The organism is Rossellomorea sp. H136 (assembly GCF_056838065.1).
Genome location: NZ_CM166371.1, coordinates 2,364,043 through 2,381,226, shown reverse-complemented (window position 1 = coordinate 2,381,226; position 17,184 = coordinate 2,364,043). Strand labels below are relative to the sequence as shown.

21 protein-coding genes and 1 pseudogene are annotated in these 17,184 nt (G+C 37.7%); 7 read left to right on the top strand and 15 right to left on the bottom strand.

What is annotated here, in order from left to right; all coding sequences use genetic code 11:
* Window positions 1-179: 179 nt before the first annotated feature.
* Window positions 180-1,358, bottom strand: a complete 1,179-nt coding sequence (locus tag ACYH0O_RS11920) for a TraB/GumN family protein (protein WP_482632396.1) — start codon at window positions 1,356-1,358, stop codon at window positions 180-182.
* Window positions 1,359-2,010: 652 nt separating this feature from the next.
* On the opposite strand from ACYH0O_RS11920, the gene ACYH0O_RS11915 reads away from it, so the two are divergent.
* Window positions 2,011-2,178, top strand: a complete 168-nt coding sequence (locus ACYH0O_RS11915; protein WP_482632395.1) for a hypothetical protein — start codon at window positions 2,011-2,013, stop codon at window positions 2,176-2,178.
* A gap of 35 nt (window positions 2,179-2,213) precedes the next feature.
* Here the strand turns inward: ACYH0O_RS11915 and ACYH0O_RS11910 are convergent, their stop codons facing one another.
* From ACYH0O_RS11910 to ACYH0O_RS11895, 4 genes are all read right to left on the bottom strand, one after another.
* Window positions 2,214-2,903, bottom strand: a complete 690-nt coding sequence (locus tag ACYH0O_RS11910) for a hypothetical protein (protein WP_482632394.1) — start codon at window positions 2,901-2,903, stop codon at window positions 2,214-2,216.
* Between the two features lie 180 nt (window positions 2,904-3,083).
* Window positions 3,084-4,157, bottom strand: coding sequence for an NAD(P)H-dependent flavin oxidoreductase (locus ACYH0O_RS11905; RefSeq protein WP_482632393.1), 1,074 nt, complete (start codon window positions 4,155-4,157; stop codon window positions 3,084-3,086).
* A 278-nt stretch (window positions 4,158-4,435) separates the two neighbouring features.
* Window positions 4,436-5,116 (bottom strand): serine/threonine protein kinase, encoded by a 681-nt coding sequence (locus ACYH0O_RS11900; protein ID WP_482632392.1) that lies wholly within the window; start codon window positions 5,114-5,116, stop codon window positions 4,436-4,438.
* Window positions 5,117-5,565: 449 nt separating this feature from the next.
* Window positions 5,566-6,243, bottom strand: a complete 678-nt coding sequence (locus tag ACYH0O_RS11895) for an HAD family hydrolase (RefSeq protein ID WP_482632391.1) — start codon at window positions 6,241-6,243, stop codon at window positions 5,566-5,568.
* A gap of 108 nt (window positions 6,244-6,351) precedes the next feature.
* Here ACYH0O_RS11895 and ACYH0O_RS11890 point away from each other — a divergent pair.
* Window positions 6,352-6,538 (top strand): annotated as a pseudogene (locus ACYH0O_RS11890) (DUF1272 domain-containing protein).
* 12 nt (window positions 6,539-6,550) lie between these two features.
* Window positions 6,551-7,078 carry a cysteine hydrolase family protein gene (locus ACYH0O_RS11885; RefSeq protein WP_482632390.1) on the top strand — a complete coding sequence of 176 codons (528 nt, stop codon included), beginning with the start codon at window positions 6,551-6,553 and terminating at the stop codon, window positions 7,076-7,078.
* Window positions 7,079-7,118: 40 nt separating this feature from the next.
* Here the strand turns inward: ACYH0O_RS11885 and ACYH0O_RS11880 are convergent, their stop codons facing one another.
* Together ACYH0O_RS11880 and ACYH0O_RS11875 are read right to left on the bottom strand one after the other, a co-directional pair.
* A complete protein-coding gene (locus ACYH0O_RS11880; RefSeq protein ID WP_482632389.1) occupies window positions 7,119-7,574 on the bottom strand; it encodes an NUDIX domain-containing protein in 456 nt (151 codons plus the stop codon).
* A gap of 85 nt (window positions 7,575-7,659) precedes the next feature.
* A complete protein-coding gene (locus tag ACYH0O_RS11875) occupies window positions 7,660-8,025 on the bottom strand; it encodes a VOC family protein (protein ID WP_482632388.1) in 366 nt (121 codons plus the stop codon).
* A gap of 177 nt (window positions 8,026-8,202) precedes the next feature.
* Here ACYH0O_RS11875 and ACYH0O_RS11870 point away from each other — a divergent pair, with 177 nt between their 5' ends.
* Window positions 8,203-9,258 (top strand): serine hydrolase domain-containing protein, encoded by a 1,056-nt coding sequence (locus ACYH0O_RS11870; protein ID WP_482632387.1) that lies wholly within the window; start codon window positions 8,203-8,205, stop codon window positions 9,256-9,258.
* Between the two features lie 92 nt (window positions 9,259-9,350).
* On the opposite strand, the gene ACYH0O_RS11865 is transcribed toward ACYH0O_RS11870, so the two are convergent.
* The 3 genes from ACYH0O_RS11865 to ACYH0O_RS11855 all read right to left on the bottom strand — a co-directional run bounded on the left by ACYH0O_RS11865 (window position 9,351) and on the right by ACYH0O_RS11855 (window position 10,469).
* Window positions 9,351-9,506, bottom strand: a complete 156-nt coding sequence (locus ACYH0O_RS11865; RefSeq protein ID WP_482632386.1) for a hypothetical protein — start codon at window positions 9,504-9,506, stop codon at window positions 9,351-9,353.
* Between the two features lie 13 nt (window positions 9,507-9,519).
* A complete protein-coding gene (locus ACYH0O_RS11860; protein ID WP_482632385.1) occupies window positions 9,520-9,843 on the bottom strand; it encodes a DUF4181 domain-containing protein in 324 nt (107 codons plus the stop codon).
* Window positions 9,844-10,169: 326 nt separating this feature from the next.
* Entirely contained in the window at window positions 10,170-10,469 is a 300-nt protein-coding gene (locus ACYH0O_RS11855; protein WP_482632384.1) for a hypothetical protein, read from the bottom strand.
* Window positions 10,470-10,787: 318 nt separating this feature from the next.
* On the opposite strand from ACYH0O_RS11855, the gene ACYH0O_RS11850 reads away from it, so the two are divergent.
* Window positions 10,788-11,276, top strand: coding sequence for a sigma-70 family RNA polymerase sigma factor (locus ACYH0O_RS11850; protein WP_482632383.1), 489 nt, complete (start codon window positions 10,788-10,790; stop codon window positions 11,274-11,276).
* A gap of 75 nt (window positions 11,277-11,351) precedes the next feature.
* Here ACYH0O_RS11850 and ACYH0O_RS11845 read toward each other — a convergent pair whose 3' ends face one another.
* The 5 genes from ACYH0O_RS11845 to ACYH0O_RS11825 form a co-directional block, all read right to left on the bottom strand.
* Window positions 11,352-11,804 (bottom strand): GNAT family N-acetyltransferase, encoded by a 453-nt coding sequence (locus ACYH0O_RS11845; protein WP_482632382.1) that lies wholly within the window; start codon window positions 11,802-11,804, stop codon window positions 11,352-11,354.
* A 199-nt stretch (window positions 11,805-12,003) separates the two neighbouring features.
* Window positions 12,004-12,747, bottom strand: coding sequence for an ABC transporter permease (locus ACYH0O_RS11840; RefSeq protein ID WP_482632381.1), 744 nt, complete (start codon window positions 12,745-12,747; stop codon window positions 12,004-12,006).
* 15 nt (window positions 12,748-12,762) lie between these two features.
* Complete coding sequence (locus ACYH0O_RS11835) at window positions 12,763-13,674, bottom strand: ABC transporter ATP-binding protein (RefSeq protein WP_482632380.1); 912 nt, start codon at window positions 13,672-13,674, stop codon at window positions 12,763-12,765.
* 170 nt (window positions 13,675-13,844) lie between these two features.
* A complete protein-coding gene (locus ACYH0O_RS11830; RefSeq protein ID WP_482632379.1) occupies window positions 13,845-14,189 on the bottom strand; it encodes a DoxX family protein in 345 nt (114 codons plus the stop codon).
* Window positions 14,190-14,342: 153 nt separating this feature from the next.
* On the bottom strand, window positions 14,343-14,990 hold the full coding sequence (locus tag ACYH0O_RS11825; RefSeq protein ID WP_482632378.1) for a pentapeptide repeat-containing protein: 648 nt from the start codon (window positions 14,988-14,990) through the stop codon (window positions 14,343-14,345).
* A gap of 265 nt (window positions 14,991-15,255) precedes the next feature.
* Between ACYH0O_RS11825 and ACYH0O_RS11820 the strand changes: the two genes are divergently transcribed.
* The gene (locus ACYH0O_RS11820) at window positions 15,256-15,762 is read left to right on the top strand and encodes a GNAT family N-acetyltransferase (RefSeq protein ID WP_482632377.1); all 507 of its coding nucleotides are present in this window, start codon (window positions 15,256-15,258) and stop codon (window positions 15,760-15,762) included.
* An 804-nt stretch (window positions 15,763-16,566) separates the two neighbouring features.
* Window positions 16,567-17,121 carry a CBO0543 family protein gene (locus ACYH0O_RS11815; RefSeq protein ID WP_482632376.1) on the top strand — a complete coding sequence of 185 codons (555 nt, stop codon included), beginning with the start codon at window positions 16,567-16,569 and terminating at the stop codon, window positions 17,119-17,121.
* The last annotated feature ends 63 nt before the right edge of the window (window positions 17,122-17,184 follow it).

Sequence of the window (17,184 nt, the reverse complement as noted above, 5' to 3'; positions counted from 1 at the left end):
GTGAATCCCATAACAAAACTAGACCCTACAAGTAGGAGAAGTAACCAGTGTGCATATCTGCTTATATTGTGGCTCATATTAAAGATCCCTCCAAAATATCATTATTCTATTCTCAACATAATATTCCAACATCATTTTATAAAAAATAAGCCACCCCCAAAAGGATAGCTTATTTCACTTTACTTTAAATTTTCAAGAAAAAGCCGCACAACATCTGCCCCACCAATTACAGTACCAAGTGTACTTCCTAAGTTAGCAAGCACGACAATGAGGAGGATTCGCGTTACTTTGTTTCTCCAGAATCCTTTTACACTAAGGACGTCTTCAGATAGGGAGTCAAAGTCACCGACATTTGGTCTGCGGAAATATGCTTGTACGAATCCGGCAAACCATCCTGCTGCCAGAAGTGGATTTAACGACGTGAATGGTGCTGCTACGAATGCTGTCAATATCGCTAATGGATGTCCCAATCCGATGGCTACGCCAAGTGCAGAGAATCCTCCGTTCCATAGTATCCAACTAATTCCCTGTTGTATCCCGGCATCAGGATTGGAAATGAAGGTGTAGGCAATCACGGCAAGGATCATGACGGGAATGGCCCAGCCTATAATCTTTGGCCATTTTGATTTAGCAGGACGTTCGTTCAGTTTGTCCAAATTATGTTCTTTATAAATTTCTTTAGTGATACCAGGAACATGAGCTGCACCTAACACCGCAACAATTTTCTCTCCCGGGGCATCTTTGATTTTCTGGGCAAGGTATTGATCTCGTTCATCGATTAATGGTGTTTTCAATTTAGGAAAAACTTGGGTGAATTCATTTAACATCGAATCCAGCATATCTTGTGATTTGATTTTTTCGAGTTCTTCTTCTGTAATGGTATCGGTACTAAAGATGCTGTATATGATTTGGGTCATGAGTTTTGCTTTGCCACTGAATCCGACACTGTTCCAAATACGGGAGAACGTGATTTGGATATTCCGATCAGCCAATACGAGTTCAGCGCCAGTTTCTTTCGCCGATTCAATTCCCTGAATCATTTCCTGACCCGGCTTGATTCCAAATTGTTTGGCCATCCGTCGCTGGAATGATCCAATGGCTAGATTCATAAGAAGTAAAGTTGCTTTTTTGTCTTTAATTACTTGAAAGATGTCTGTATCTTTCCATTTATCTCCCTCGACGATTGATTGATACCTTGGTTCATCCAGTTCGACACAAACCGTGTCCGGCTGTTCTGCTTCGATCACTTCTTTTACCTGCACCGCACTCTGACGCGATACGTGAGCAGTTCCGATGAGAATGTATTCCTTCCCAACCATATGTATTCTGGTAATATTCTTTTCGTTTTCTGTCGACATAGTGTCCCTTCCTTTAACTCCGTTGACTTCCAATTGGTTTAAATTGAATCTACCTTATAATGATAAACTAGTTTTGGCAAAATTTAAATAAATTCTATACAGAATCGTGAAAGTTATTGATTGTTGCGGTTATTCTTATAAGTTTTGTATGGCTTAAGGTAAGTAATTTGGTGTGTTGATTGTTATTCGTCCGAATTAACGGCGCTATTTCAATTTTATCGGCGAAATTTCAAATATAACGGCGAATTCCTTGTTTTATCGGCGAAATTCAAGATATAACGGCGAATTCATTATAAAGGACATCATGCGTTTCTATAATGAAAAAATCCCATCTAACAGATAGATGAGATCCAAAATTCAATATTAGCATCAACGTCTCTTCTGACACACAGCTTCACTCACCACATCATACATCTTTTCAACTCCTTCAGACGAAGCCTCAAATTGATATGCATTCCCGACATCGATGCCGATATTCAAGGCTTCTTCAGCAGCATCGATATTCGCACCTAGAAAAATGAACTCCCAATTGTATCGCTCCTGTTGATGGCATCTACAAAAAGCAGGAATAAACCGAAAGCATTATTCGAAAATCAGATCGATTCCTGATTATAAGCCGAGTAAGCGTACAGTAGTAGCCCTGTGCCTTTCTTTGGAACTGTCAGATGAAGAAACCAGTGATATGTTGAGTGCTGCCGGTTTCTCACTTTCAGACAGCGAACGATTCGATCTCGTGATTCAGTTTTGTTTAGAGAAGAAAATCCATGATATCGATGACGTGAACCAGGCACTGGATTCCCTTAAGTTAAAACCACTATAAAAAAGTAGAGTGCTAGAAACGGCACTCTACTTCTACTAATATTTCTTTTCAATTTTCTCTTGTAACGTTTCGATTTTTTCTGGAAGAACGAATAAATATTCAATGAGGCCTTCTAGTAATTCCATAAGTAATCCCGCTGTTTCATCGTCAATTTCCCTTTCCAATTCAAGCATTTCATAGAAGGGGGAGTTTGGATGTACAAGGTGGCTCAGGGCCTGGATAGGCTTTGTAAGGTCGACATTCTTGGGTAATTGGTCGAATTGTTCCGATAAGGATTGCCCATTTACTTTGTCTCCATTAAAATTCTTCAGAACACTCTCGAGCACGCGCTTAGACATAACGGCTGTAGCAGAGTTATCCTTCGACTGGCTAACATTTAATGCGGATCGAAATGATCGGACGAGGTCCTGTGGAATCCGTTTATTCCCTTGAATCTGATCCAACGGTCCGTTCGTTGCCAGTGGATCATAAATATAAAGGCCAGCTTCCTCACCCCGATTGACCGAATCATCATTAAGCATGATAACAAATATAGCGGGTTTCTTACACTCTGAACAATTTGCCTCTGCAAACAGTCCTGTTTTGTTCACTTGATAAAAATTGGCCTTCAAAACAAATTCACTTGTCTTTGAGCAGTTTGGACATTGACTCTTGACCTTCTTAGGAACTTTTTGATAACCATACTGAATATGAGACAGTACAGATCCAGGTAATATTTCTCTCATTTGTACCTCCTAAAAACGCAACATAACGAATAGATTTTAACTATTTAGAAAATTTACGATAAATAAAAAAACGCTTTCCTTATATCAAAATTATACCTTTGCTAGAAATGATTACAAGGTTTAATATTTGGAAAATAGGATTTGTGAGATTGGGACTATGAATTGTATGGAGTGACTTAGTTATTCATTCAACCTCCCCAGAGTTTCATCCACTTCAGTTACGATGGATACAAGTAGTTCTTTAGTATATATATCCCTGCTGAGTCTCGGGCTTTGTCCAGACCACAAAGACATGAACTCTGGAACTCCCTGAATACCCGCTTCTTTTCTCAGTTTTTTCGTTAACGCATTTTGTATGGGATACGGAGGTAATAGGCTCTCGAATTCCTGCATTTCCCTAGTAAATCTGTTTTCGATTCCTCGAGCAGGCTTCCCGCTAAAGGCAGCTGTGATGACCGTATGAGTTTCTGATGATTCTAGAACAGCCCTTTTATGAAAAGCCCCAGCCCCACTCTCTTTACATGTAAGAAAAGCAGTTCCCATTTGGACTCCTTTTGCCCCTAAAGCAAGCGCTGCAATAACGCCTCTTCCATCCATAATACCTCCTGCAGCAATCACAGGAATGCAAACCGCATCCACCACTTGTGGCACTAGAGAAAAGGTCCCGATTATTGAGTGTTTAAAAGATCCTAGAAACGTGCCCCGATGCCCACCTGCATCACTTCCTTGGGCGACAACGATGTCTACTCCGCACTCTTCATTGATAACTGCCTCTTCAACAGTCGTCGCGGTGCCGATCACGATGGTTCCTTCCTTTTTTAACTCTTTCACAAGCCCTTTAGATGGGGCGCCGAACGTAAAGCTGCAAACGGGTATCTTTTCATTGAAGATGACTTCTAGCTGATGTTCAAAATTGTTTTGCAGCTCTGAAAACGAGCCGTTGTCGGTTAGGTGTAATTCTTTTTTAAAAGGCTCCAATAATCTTTTGGCGTGGGTTATTTGTTCATCATTCACTATTGGAGTTTCAGGTATGAAAAGGTTCACCCCAAAAGGCTGATTCGTTTGACCTTTTATTTCTTTGATTGCTTGTTTCATATCATCAGCGGACATATATCCTGCTCCCAAGTTTCCCAATCCTCCCGAATTTGAGACCGACGACACCAGATTTGTAGTAGTGATTCCACCAGCCATTCCTGCTTGGATGATGGGATAGTGTGTACCCAGAATCTTAGAAACGTTGTTTTGATTCCACATGTTTTCTCCTCCATTTTCTTGAATTACTTAAAATTGAAGATTAAATAAATTATGTCAAAATTATCTGTCAAATACAATTGATTGCTCACTTTCTTACTTTTATAGAAAGAGACTTCAAATAATGTATGATTGAGAATGAATGTATCAGCATGAGAACTCATAAAAGAATTACTCCTTAACTGTATTGAGATGTACGTACTTGCAAGTGGTATTGATACCTGGAAGTACCTTTTCTTAGAAAAAAAGCGTTCAGAGTTTTTATAGCTCTGAACGCTTTTTTAGTCTTTTTTAAACGAAGTAAACTTTAATACAATTTTCATAAATTCCTCATAAGAAGTGAAATGCTTGTTCCATGAATTATACCATTTTCGAATTGTTTCAAGTAACCAATATGGAACGGCTTTTCCGTCTATGAGGTTATAATGATCCTCATATGCTTTCTTTAAATGCTCCCATCTAAAATCATTTCCTGGGAGGACGTATTCTGACACATCTATAATTTTGGCTCTTCCATTTTGAAGCAATATATTCTTTAAATGAATATCACGGGGATTCAACCCTTGATCACGCACATATTGTCTGGCATCCTCCACATCTTGGACTGCTTGTTCCGGGATATGAATTCCTTGGAGCAGACAATCGAATAATGTTGGTCCCTCTTCGTAACTTAGAACGAGAAACTTATCATAAGCTTCATAGCAGGTTGAGAAAAAAGGTGAGTCCCCAATGGTTTTGTACACTTTTTCTTCTATTTTAATTTTTGATCCCTTATCCTCCGCGTACAATTTGAACGCAAACTCTGGAGCATAAATGGATTGAAAGACTGCTGCATCCGTCCCTACACCAATGCATCTTAGACTATCATCTCCACCATGGATCCTGACAGGTTCATTATTGAGATTGGAAAACACGGTAACTTGAGATAGAGATGGTAGTGCTGCTTCCCATTTATTATTCATAAGTTCTCCCTTCTTTGGATTGAACTCTATAAAAGGTATGATTGGAATTCATACCTTATTCAGAATAATATAGCACCTACCAAACCCTGATATCAATTTTGCACCTTCGTAATCTGCTAGAAATTTTAGACAGCTGTGTGGAATAGCAGAAATTCTTAATCATGATGATCATGTCTTCTTTTAAAACTTTTTATAAAAAGAAGGCAAAAAATCACGTCTCCAATAAGTTAACCTACTTTTACAATTCCTTCTCTGATATTAATACATCAATATACAGGTTAAATCGGAAGTTCTTCCAGGTTTGATTGGTTGAAAGTTAGGTGCGACTTTTGAACGAGATGAATGATCTACAGAGAAGTATACATACATTTTTAAAAAACTGATGGGAAAATACTTAGTTTCCATCGACCACCAATTCGGGTCGATTGGTTTGTTGATGGTCATTTATTTCACTTTCCATTGCTATTAAGATGATCAATATATTTCGGCAATTCCATCAGATCATCAATCACCCAATCTGCTTGTTCCGCATGACTCAAGTGAGGGTTTTTCTTCCAAATACCTTTCATCCCGACTTTTTGAGCACCATATACATCATACTCAGGGTGATCCCCGATAAAGATGCATTCATGAGGTTCTAAATTCAACCTTACTAATGCTCTCTTAAAGATTTCTGGGTCAGGCTTTTTCAAGCCTTCCCATTCTGAAACTAGAATTTCATCAAAGTATGCTTTTATTTCAAGAGCCAGGATGTTGTCCATTTGAAACTGGCCGAAGCCATTTGTGATCATTCCAAGTTTGATATTTTTATCACTTAATTCATCCAACATTTTATGTAAATGTGGAAAAGGTACACAGCTGTGCTTGAATTCACTGATGTAATCCTCCAGCAGTTCTTCCCAGGTTATTTCAGGAATGGTGAATTCCTCGATAAGCTGCTTGTACACTTCATCTTTCCAGACGTAGCCGCGATGGTCTAATTCAATGAATCTGGTTATGTACGATTCTTTTGGGATATGTCTTAGCCATTTATCCAGTCTTTTATATTGGCTAGTGATGAATTCATTTACAGAAGCGTCTCTGTTCAGCAGGGTTCCGTCCAGATCGAATATGGCCGCTTGGATCATGACGTGGTGTCCTCCATTTCTAATTAGGCGAAGATTCATTCCATATATTCACTATATTAACGCATTTTAGAATATAATGGAAAGAGATTAATAGAAAGGGAGTTACATATGGGATTAGAAATGAAGACGGATTGTCAGGCGTGCCGGAGGACTTTAACGAATGACGCGTATATCTGTGTGTGTGCATGAATGTACCTTTTGTGAGGATTGTACAGCTAAAAATGACTCTATCTGCCCGAACTGTAGTGGAGAGTTAGTCAGAAGACCGAAACCACCTACGGGAATTGAGCATTAAGGAGGGAATCGTTTGAAGAAAGCACTGCTGATCATTGATGTGCAAAATGGAATGTTCTCGATTGAACCACCGATTCATCGAGGAGAAACACTTTTAAAAAATGTTAAAAGAATGATCGGATATGCAAAGAAACAAGATATACCAGTCATTTATATTCAACATGACGGTCCGAAAAACAGTCCATTAGAGAAGGAGTCAGAGAGCTGGAACATTCATGAAACTATTTCTCCTGAATGCGGGGATATCATTGTACATAAGAATACACCTGATAGCTTCTATCATACAATTCTTCATCAGCAATTAACTAACTTACATATTGAGCACTTGATCCTCTCAGGCATTCAAACCGAAGCCTGTGTAGATACAACTTGCAGAAGGGGATTTAGTTTAGGTTATAAGGTGACATTATTAACAGATGCACACTCTACTTTTAATAAAAGTGATATTTCTGCAGATCAAATTATCTCACATCATAATGAAGTGCTTCGCTGGTTTGCGGATACGATAACGACTGGGGAATGGATCAAGGATAATCTCTAAATGGAAACAAGCTCAGAGTGTGTACCCTGAGTTTGTTACATTAGTTGATGTCTCCAAGATATACTACCGGAGCCAGGTCTTTATTTAGATAATGAATGATTTTCTTAGGATATAATCTACAATTCGTTAACTCATTCAAATCCATCCATTCGACCCCTACCTGATGACTATCTAGATTGGTAGGAGCAGGATCTTTGTCCATTTCATTGAACATTGAACACCTAAAATAAAACTCCATCTGATGTACGTCATAATCAAAGGAAGCATGTTCATGGTTCCGCCCGATATACTCTCGTATGTGTATGAGTTCTCCTACTTCCACTTCCCTTCCGATTTCCTCGATACATTCTCTTTTTAAAGCTTCATGAAGTGTCTCACCTTGTTCCTGGCCACCACCTGGAAACAGATAAAAGTATCCATTCCCGTCTTTATTCTTAGTGAGCAGGATTTTATCATCTCTTATAATGAGGGCTTTAGCTGAATTTCGGATGGGCATGGAATCTCTCCTTCTAATTGCTTTCTTTTCTCATATGTATACTAACGGGAGACTTAAAAAAAGTCTCCCAACTATTAAATGATGACTATTTACAAACCATCAACACATTCCCGTCAGGATCTTTAAAAACAAAGTATTGATCATTTTGAATATCAGTTACTAATTCGACACCATTTTCTTGCATAAATTGATAGGAATCATAGATATCATCAGTGGCAAATTGAATTGCCGGAAAGTTCAGCTTGGGTAGTTTTCCATTTTCGTCTTTCCACATGGGCATTGTGTCAAGAATCATACCTGCACCATCCATGTCGGCTACGAATAGATGATCGAAATGGTCTTCTCCTTTTTCGATCCCGAGAATTTTAGAATACCATTCTTTAGACTTTTCAATGTTACTTACAGGAATAAAAACCAGGTTCACTTTGTTTTTGATCGGACTTTTGATCATATAGCTTCCTCCATTTCTTGTAGACTACTAGAATACCTTTCAATATAAGGCATCACATATCCTGCCAGAATCTTCTATTTTCCCTCTAGTAGTATGAGATCTCGGTTTCCAGACTGAGTACTTTAAGATGAACCATTGATACACTTTGATTAATTCCAACTCGAAAGGATGATTTTTTTGATAGATCGACTATTGGTTGAGGATACCGTCCGATCATTTCGTGAGAGATATCAACTTCCTGGCATCTCATTATGCCTGACAGATTCATCTGGAAAGGACTATCCAATGGCAGCCGGGGTTCGTCATATCGCATCAGATGCAACAAAGTTAGACCCGTATGATCATCTACGGGTCGGGAGCATTACGAAGATCTTCATCAGCACACTTATTTTAAAAATGAAGGATGAAGGCATTGTGTCACTTGAACAAACCGTGGATTCCTTCTTACCCGGCATCTTGAAAGACGGGACTCATATAACCGTCCGTCAATTGCTTCAACATAGAAGTGGATTGAAGGACTATATATGGATGGATGTTGCAGGAACAAAATGTATCCAGCACGCAGTATCCAGCCTTCATGACGAATTCCCGCCACAGAGTCTTATCAGACTTATTGCCACCCATGGCCTTGAATTTGAACCGGGAACTGAATTTAACTACTCGAATTCAGGCTATACTCTGCTTGGAATGATAGCGGAAAAACTCTCCGGAAAATCGATCGAATACTTATTCGATCAATGGATCATCCAACCACTTCAATTGAAAAGGACATACTTTCCCAGTACGAATGATCTGAGAAAACCTTTTGCGACAGGATACTCTAGAGCGACTCCTGACCTGACAGACCTTTCAGATGAAATATCAGAAATTACGAATCTCAACGTATCGATTATATGGACTGCAGGTGCTCTTGTTTCCAATCCTATCGAAGTTCAAAAGTTTGTGAAAGCCCTTCTTACAGGCAAGCTATTATCTGAGGAATCAATGAATGACATGATGCAATTCCTCGAAGCTGATGATCCGAAGCACTCCTATGGCTTGGGGCTCCATCAATATACCTTTGATGATGGAAGACAAGCCATTGGTCATCAGGGAGGGATACATGGGTACGAATCAGTGACACTTTATTATCCTGACTGTGAAATGTTTTTGACCGTTATTGTGAATCAAATGCCAGTAAGGGTTGTGGCGATTGCAGATCAGTTGTTTCGAGAAATTACTAAAGGGATTTGAATTAAAGCTTTGCCAATTATAATGAAGAAAAAACGCTCAGTCGGAGCGTTTTTTCTTACTCAATCAAATGACTAACTAGTGTTATCGTCTTTTTACAGTTTTCTTCCCAAAAAATATGAGCTGCTTCCCATTATTAAACCACCAGCGATACTAAACAAGGTTCCAATAACAATCCACTGGATGGATAAGAATATCCCCAGCATAAATATAAATAATCCGCCTATAAAAAGAACGTATGCTATTGTCATAAATTCTCCTCTGCTATATTGAAAGTGGCTCAAGAATCACCATGAAGATTAACATGGTGATGGCAGATGCAATAGTAGAAATCGTTAATATATATTCCTTTGTTTTACGGTAAAACATCCATTCCATGAAAGCTCTGAATCCGTGATGAACAATGAAGAAGGACAGAAAATACAATTCGGGGCTAATGATATTTTCATATTTGAAAAGAGTTAGGATAACTCCGTGGACCATGAGCACTAATAGTATTCTATCCCCCCATTTATGTACCGGGTGTCTTAATTCATTCCTTTCCTCTTTGGAAATATGAAATAATTTTCGTAATTTTTTTTCAATCATAGCGTTGAATACCATTAAGATTAATGCAAAAGCTGAGGTTAGATACCAATGAAGAATGATTACTCCCTCCTATAAATCTCTTTCTATTTTAACAAAAATCACCTAATAAGCTAGTTAATCCAATCCTTGTACCCCTTAAAAAACATTTCATTATCCATTCACCTTCTATTTGATCAATTCCTTAATAAATATCTTTTAATATACATAATAATATTATGAATAACTTAAAATATGGAAAGCTAACTTTGGACTTCTTTAATCTAAGGTAGTATGGAATCGTTTTAAATTAAAAAAATTCTATATAGAATGGCTAAGTCATTAATGACTTAGCCATTCTTTTCATTTATTTGTTCCCTAATGCTCTCTAGTTCTTCAAGACTCAACTTGCTCAAAGACTTTTTGATTTCATCCTCAACCTGCTTTTTGTTTTTCTCCCTGTACTGATCCCACCATTGCCTAAGATCTTTTGTATTTGTCAGGAGATATTCAAGGTCAATCTCTTCTATTTCATCATCGGATAAATAGTTCAGAACAGCTGCTAACATTCGTTCGAGCATTTCGGTTTTTTCTTTTTCCTGTACTGGTTCACCTTTTTGTTCAGTTGAGGATTCATCTTTCCTTGGCATGTTAGTCCCTCCTTAGCATCACTTGGTACTCTTAGTATTGCCTAATGATGTAATTTGGTAAACCAATCTACCTTAATATGTCCTTAAAGTAATAAATCTTAATAATGAGACAATGTTGATTCGCATTTCAGTATTTAAAGATGATAATTCAGGTAAACAATGCGTTTTTAATGAGAAAAAGAGGAATACACCTCCATTAATTACTCTGTGTTTACTTCAGGTTTACGTACACTTACTCCTTTTGTTCCCCTCCCATTTTCTTTGTATGGTTAAGCTACCCGGGAATACAAAGAGAGGCGCGCCAATCAGAAGGAATCTGTGTTGGAGAAATTTGAAGAGCTTTATAAGCAATATGATTTAATGATTCATAAAGTGATTCATTCTTTGCACATATACAAAAATAAGCATGAATATTATCAGACTGGTCTCATTGCACTCTGGGAAGCACATGAAAATTTTGATCCAGAAAAAGGGGCTTTCCCAGCATACGCTTATTCATTTGTACGTGGCAGAATACTATCTCAATTAACAAGTGAAAACCGGAATGAAGAGAAAAGTATTTTCAGAGAAGCGGAATTTTTTGAAATCATGGAGGATGAAAAAGTGAATGATGGGTTGGCACAAGAGTTACTGTACAGTTACTGTGAGGGTTTAACTGAAAATCAGAAAAAATGGGTGCATTATACATGTATGCACATGCTGACGATAAGTGAGATTGCAGAGGTAGAGAATGTTTCGATTTCCGCAGTGAAGAAGTGGCGTAAGGGAGCGAAAGAAAGGATCCGGGGAATGTTGGACATAATATGATAGTTGATTAGTTTTCAAGCCCAGGATACTCAAAGGCCAATTATCTAAACTTGGCCTTTCCTGTATTATTTCTTATCACTTCAAATTTTTCACAACAGCCATTTCCCTGCCGAATCTATCTCCCTGGTCAACAAATCCCAGACTGGAATATAAATGGTGTGCCCCTTTATTTTCAGGATGATACCCCACTACAATCCTTTCGACATCAAGGGTTTCAATCATCCCTTCTATCATCAAGGCAGTTGCAGTTTTTCCAATACCCTTACCCTGATAGCTTTTATCCACCATGATTCGGTATACCCAGAAAGCATCGAGTTCTTCTGGCACAGTATTGTACATTAAAAAGCCCACCACTTTGTCCTCATAATAGATGGCAAAGGGCTTTAGTGAAGGTTCAAATTTTGATTGAGCTATCGATACCGCATTTGACTCGATGAATGCCTTTTGATCATCGGAAATTTCCAGCTGACAGCAATCGTACCAATTAGCTTTATTTACTTCTACTATTTTCACACTGTTTGAATTCATTTATTTTCCCCTTTCGATATTACAGAACCCATCCTCTTAATTGTCCTCAACACCTTGTCGATATATAGTATGCAATTTTCAGACTATTGAATTATACCACTATTTTCTATGAGAACCCCATATTTACCATTTAAACTAGTGACATTTGTAAAATAAAAAAGCTCCCCCAATCGGAAGCACTAGAAAAACTGTTATCACGTTAATTCTTTGATAAACGAAGGAATCGTGGATAAGCAGCGAATGCAATGAAGCCACCCGCTAATCCAGCGATAAGCAAAATGCCGATATTAAACAAAACATCCTTTATTGTGCCATTCGCAAGGATCACTTCTTTGTAACCTTCGATAGCCCAGTATTGAGGCAATGCCTTGCTGATTGTTTGCATGAAGTCCGGCATTAGTTCTACTGGAAGCCATAAACCCCCAAGCATAGCACCACCGAGGGCTATGATCTGAGTCATCGCAATCCCCATGTTTTCCGTTTTCACCAATACGGCGAGTGCCATACCCCATCCGGTTACAATAAATGCTAATGACAAAGATAACATGATCAATGCGAATGGATCTCCTAATGGCAGATCATAAACAACCACACCGAAACCAAATAATACTGCCACTTGGATCAGCACAATCAACAAAAATGGGATCCATTTTCCTATGAAATAGTCTCTGATCGGTAATGGGGTACTTGCGATACGGGACACCATGCCCTTATCTCTGTCCTTAACAAATGCAATCACCATGGAGATCATGATATAAAAGGCAAACATAATCGTGTAACCGGGAATGATTTGTGTAACTACTTCCTTATAACTTGTATTATCATCCCCTGAAAAAATGGAGACAAAAGCGATAATAAATACGATTGGTAAGATAAACGTCCAAAACCATAACCCTTTATCCTGAATATTTTTCTTTAATTCCGTCAGTGCAATAGCCCACATGCTCATCCTCCCTTTCTATGAATCTCGCAGTTGTGTTCCAGTTAAAGCGAAAAAGATATCCTCCAGTTTTGGCTGATACAACTCCAGCCTTCTTGGGATAATGTTTTGATTGCGGAACTCGACAATCAGTTCTTCCAGCGTCGTCAAAGGATATTCACTTTGCAGAAGAAATCCATTTCCTTTGGCTTTGACCTGCCCATGTATGGATAAGCTGACTTCATCTAAACCTTCTCCGGAAATAAACAATGAGGGTTTATTATATTTCTGCTGCAGTTCTTCCATTGTTCCGCATTCGACTAATGTCCCCTTGTCGATTAGTCCGATGCTGTCACATAGCTGCTCTACTTCCTCCATGTAGTGACTCGAATAGATGATTGTACTTCCCTTCTCCTTTAACTCCTGAATTATAGAGAAAATCGAGTTTCTTGATTGTGGATCGATTCCTACGGTAGGTTCATCCATGATCACAATGGAGGGATTATGCAGTAAAGCACAGCCAATATTCAATCGGCGCTTCATTCCTCCTGAAAAGGTGATGACTTTGTCTTTCCCGCGTTCTTTTAAACCGATTTGTTGTAACACTTTTTCGCAACGATCTTGAAGGTCTTTGCCTTTCAGTCCATAAAGGCTTCCGAAATACATTAAATTATCCTTGGCAGTAAGGGTTTCTTCCAGACAGATATCTTGAGGTATGTATCCAATGAGCCTTTTTACCTTTAATCTTTCTTTCATGACAGAATGCCCGTTGACGATGATATCCCCCTCAAAACTTTGTAAAACTCCGGATAAGATCTTCATAAGTGTCGATTTCCCTGCACCATTGGGTCCTACCAGCCCAAAACAAGAGCCTTCTGGAATAATTAAATGAATATCGTCAAGGGCTTGAATCGAATCATATCGCTTGCTTATGTTCTCAACTTTGATCATTAAATAACCCTCCTCCAACTCAAATGCTCATAATAAGATGTACGAAACGAAATTGGTAAAAGTTTCACTTACTGTAAAGAAACGAAAGAAAAAGGAGTGGGTTTGTTTTCCACTCCTTTCGTATTTTCAATATCTTCGAATGAAATCAGTGTATATTTTGCAAATCAACGCTACCTAACCAAATAAAGTAATATAAATGAAAGGATACCTAGGAGGACAATCATAAAAGTATCTTTGAATCCATCTTTCACACGAATATGGGCAAGCATTCCACCGATAGCTGTGACGCCAAGAATGAGAGATCCAGGGCCAATGTACGTTTCATTCCAATAACCAAGTACCAATAGTACGGCACCTGATAATTCCACTAATCCAGTGACGACCCGAAACCATTGAGGTAAACGTAAATGATCAAATACACCACGATGCAAGCTCGATCCGGTCAATTTTCCGATTGCTGCCATTAAAAACATTCCGGCCAATATTCCTTGTAAAACCCAGATGAAGATATTCATGTTGTTTTCCCCCTTCGAATTGGAAAGCAATGGGCCCTGTTACATGAATATGCCAGCTTGAATGAATACATGCATTTTTTAGGATTTGATGGATTTTACACTGATGCACTTAAAAATGCGAACAGATTGAACAACCTCTGCTTTCCTTTACGCCTACTCCTTTACTTTCAATCCCAATAAGCTTGCAAACCCGATTGCTTGTTCAGGTGAAACTTCACAACCAGAAAGATTTTCAAGAGCTACATTTATACGTGTAAACCTGCAGGTACTAATATCAATTCCTTTAAGGTCAGTCTGGGTGAAGTCAATCTCATTAAGATCGCATTGATTAAAGTTTACTTTCAAGAGTTCACAGTCAGAGTAGTTGGCATTTTGTAAAAGCGTCTGGGTAAATATCACCTGCTTTAATCGTGCTTCAACAAAGTCACTCATGTTTGCCAAGCACTCCTCAAAACGGACATTGCCTAAATTAGCCCCCGAGAAATTCACACCCAATAATTTGCATTCCTTGAAGGTCACCCGATGTATGATTCCCTCGTTAAACTTTACATTCGACAGGTCGCAGTTTTCAAAAACGACATCTGTCATATCCATCCGTGGGAATGATGCACCGACGAATGAGACATTTTTAAGCATCACTTTAGATATCACGAGCTGATCGATCTCTTCGTGGTCCAGTCTGGCATTTTCGATAATACAATTCGATAGGAATGGATCTTCTTCATAATAGACATCTTGAAAATTTGCCGACTCTAAACGAGCAGGGATTTTTGGGTCTACTATTTTAAATTTATTCCCCATGATTATTACACCTCAATTATGTTCATTTAATATAAAGAAACTATAACATGAAGAAAATTGAATAGTAGTCTTGGATTTTTTTCAGGTGTGTGTCTCGCAATGATGACATGGTGGGAACACTGCACTTTTCAGCTGAAAGAATAGCAGATAGCTTATAATCGTATCCCCGATTTGATTTTTTTCCCAGCTCATTACAAAGAATAAATACACCTATTTTATGTTTCGAGTTAAAATATAATGGAATGATTAAAGTGAGGTGTTCCATATGAAGGTAACAGAAACATCACGACTCGTATTGAGATTGGTTGAGGAAACTGACGCAGGATTTATTATGAAATTATTAAATGAACCTGGATGGCTACAGTACATAGGTGACAAAGGAATTCGTACAATCGATGATGCAAAGGGCTATATCATGAACGGTCCGAGGGCAATGTATGAACGGGAAGGATTCGGTTTGTACTTAACAGAACGTAAGGAGGATCATGCTCCGATTGGATTATGTGGATTGATTAAGCGTGAAGGACTTGAAGATGTAGATATCGGCTTTGCGTTTCTCTCTGACCATCAATCTCAAGGGTATGCATATGAAGCAGCACGAGCTACGTTGGATCTTGCAAAGGACATAGGAATAAAACGTGTTGTAGCAATTACGACGAAGGACAATGAATCCTCATCTAAACTGCTGGAAAAACTTGATATGCAATTAGAAGGGTATGTGACATTGCCAAATGATACAGAAGAACTGAAAAAGTACGGACTGAACTTCTAGGTATAGAACTATATTCATATTGAAAGGCTCTTTTCGAAAATGTAAACTAACGGGTTCGGTTTTCGAGTTCAAAATGGTGCTAGGAGTATTACTTTTAAAAAGTTTACTGGGCTTAATTATAACTATCATAATTATTAACATGTTTATGATTTTCATCATGTAAAATAAATAGCTTCCTATAGGGTGCGATACTTTAAAAGAGAATCGCTGTTCCTTTTTAAGCTAAAGGAACAGAATAGCTTAATAAAGAAAAAATAATTTGGACAAGTTAAGAGTATTCTAAAAAGAGTAATAAAAAAGTTAGGAGTTTTTGAAAATAATGTTAGCTACTACTTTCTTTATATTACTTGTCATTTCAGGATTTCTTATCTTGACACTTCCTTTATTAAAAAAGTGGTTCACTAAAATAGAAATTTTTATGCTATTTATGTTCACCTCCTATTTTTGTCAAAATGTGTTTTATACACTTTCCTCCCCATATGACAGAATAACTGTTGTCACAGAGCATTTTCCGTTTTGGACTATACGATTACATTATGGAGTTGTGTTTGCAGTTGGCCTCTTATGGTTAATGGCAGTATATCGTTCTAAAGTTACATTATGTAAGAAATTACTAGCTACGTTCTCTTGGATATTGTTTGGAATTATAGTCGAAAAAACATTTTTATTTATTGGAGTCTTACGATCAGACAGTATAAGCTGGTACCCATCATTAGATATGTTTTTCGAGATGTTTGTTATATTGGTTACACTTTTTTTTACTGAATTTCTCTTCGGTATATTGAAAAGAGAGAGGGTAATATAGTGGGTTTCTTCGATAAAACTTTTGAGATATTGAAACCGATATTGCCTAAAAAATTTGATGAAAATGAATGGTTTACCATATTTATTACTATCTTAGTCATTTCAGTTTTTTCTTTCCTACATAAGAGAATTAAGACTCTTTTAAATACGGAGATTATAGGAATATTGTTATTTAACCTTTTATATACAACCGTTGGATGTTACTTCTTAGCAATGGACCCTTATGATTTTTATGATACTGTAGACCACGATAGTGGCGAGATAATGGATATATTATTGCAAAATATAGTCTATCCGTTTACTCTTCTTATTCTAATGAATTATTATGCGAAAAATAAACCTAGCAACTTGCTCTATATTATATTGGGAGCAGGGATATTATATGGATTAGAATGGATAGGAGTTGAATTCTTTAATCTCTTTACTTATAAGACGTGGAAATCGTGGTATTCCTTAGTATTTTACTTCCCTGTAATGATTTTAAATATAATTTTTTATAATAAATTTCATAGATATATCAAAAATAAAATCGATGGAAACTCTAGAAAAAATTAAATTGTCCTTCTTGTTTTAAAGGGTGCTTAGGTTGTATATGAATTAAAAAGATACGCTCTGAGC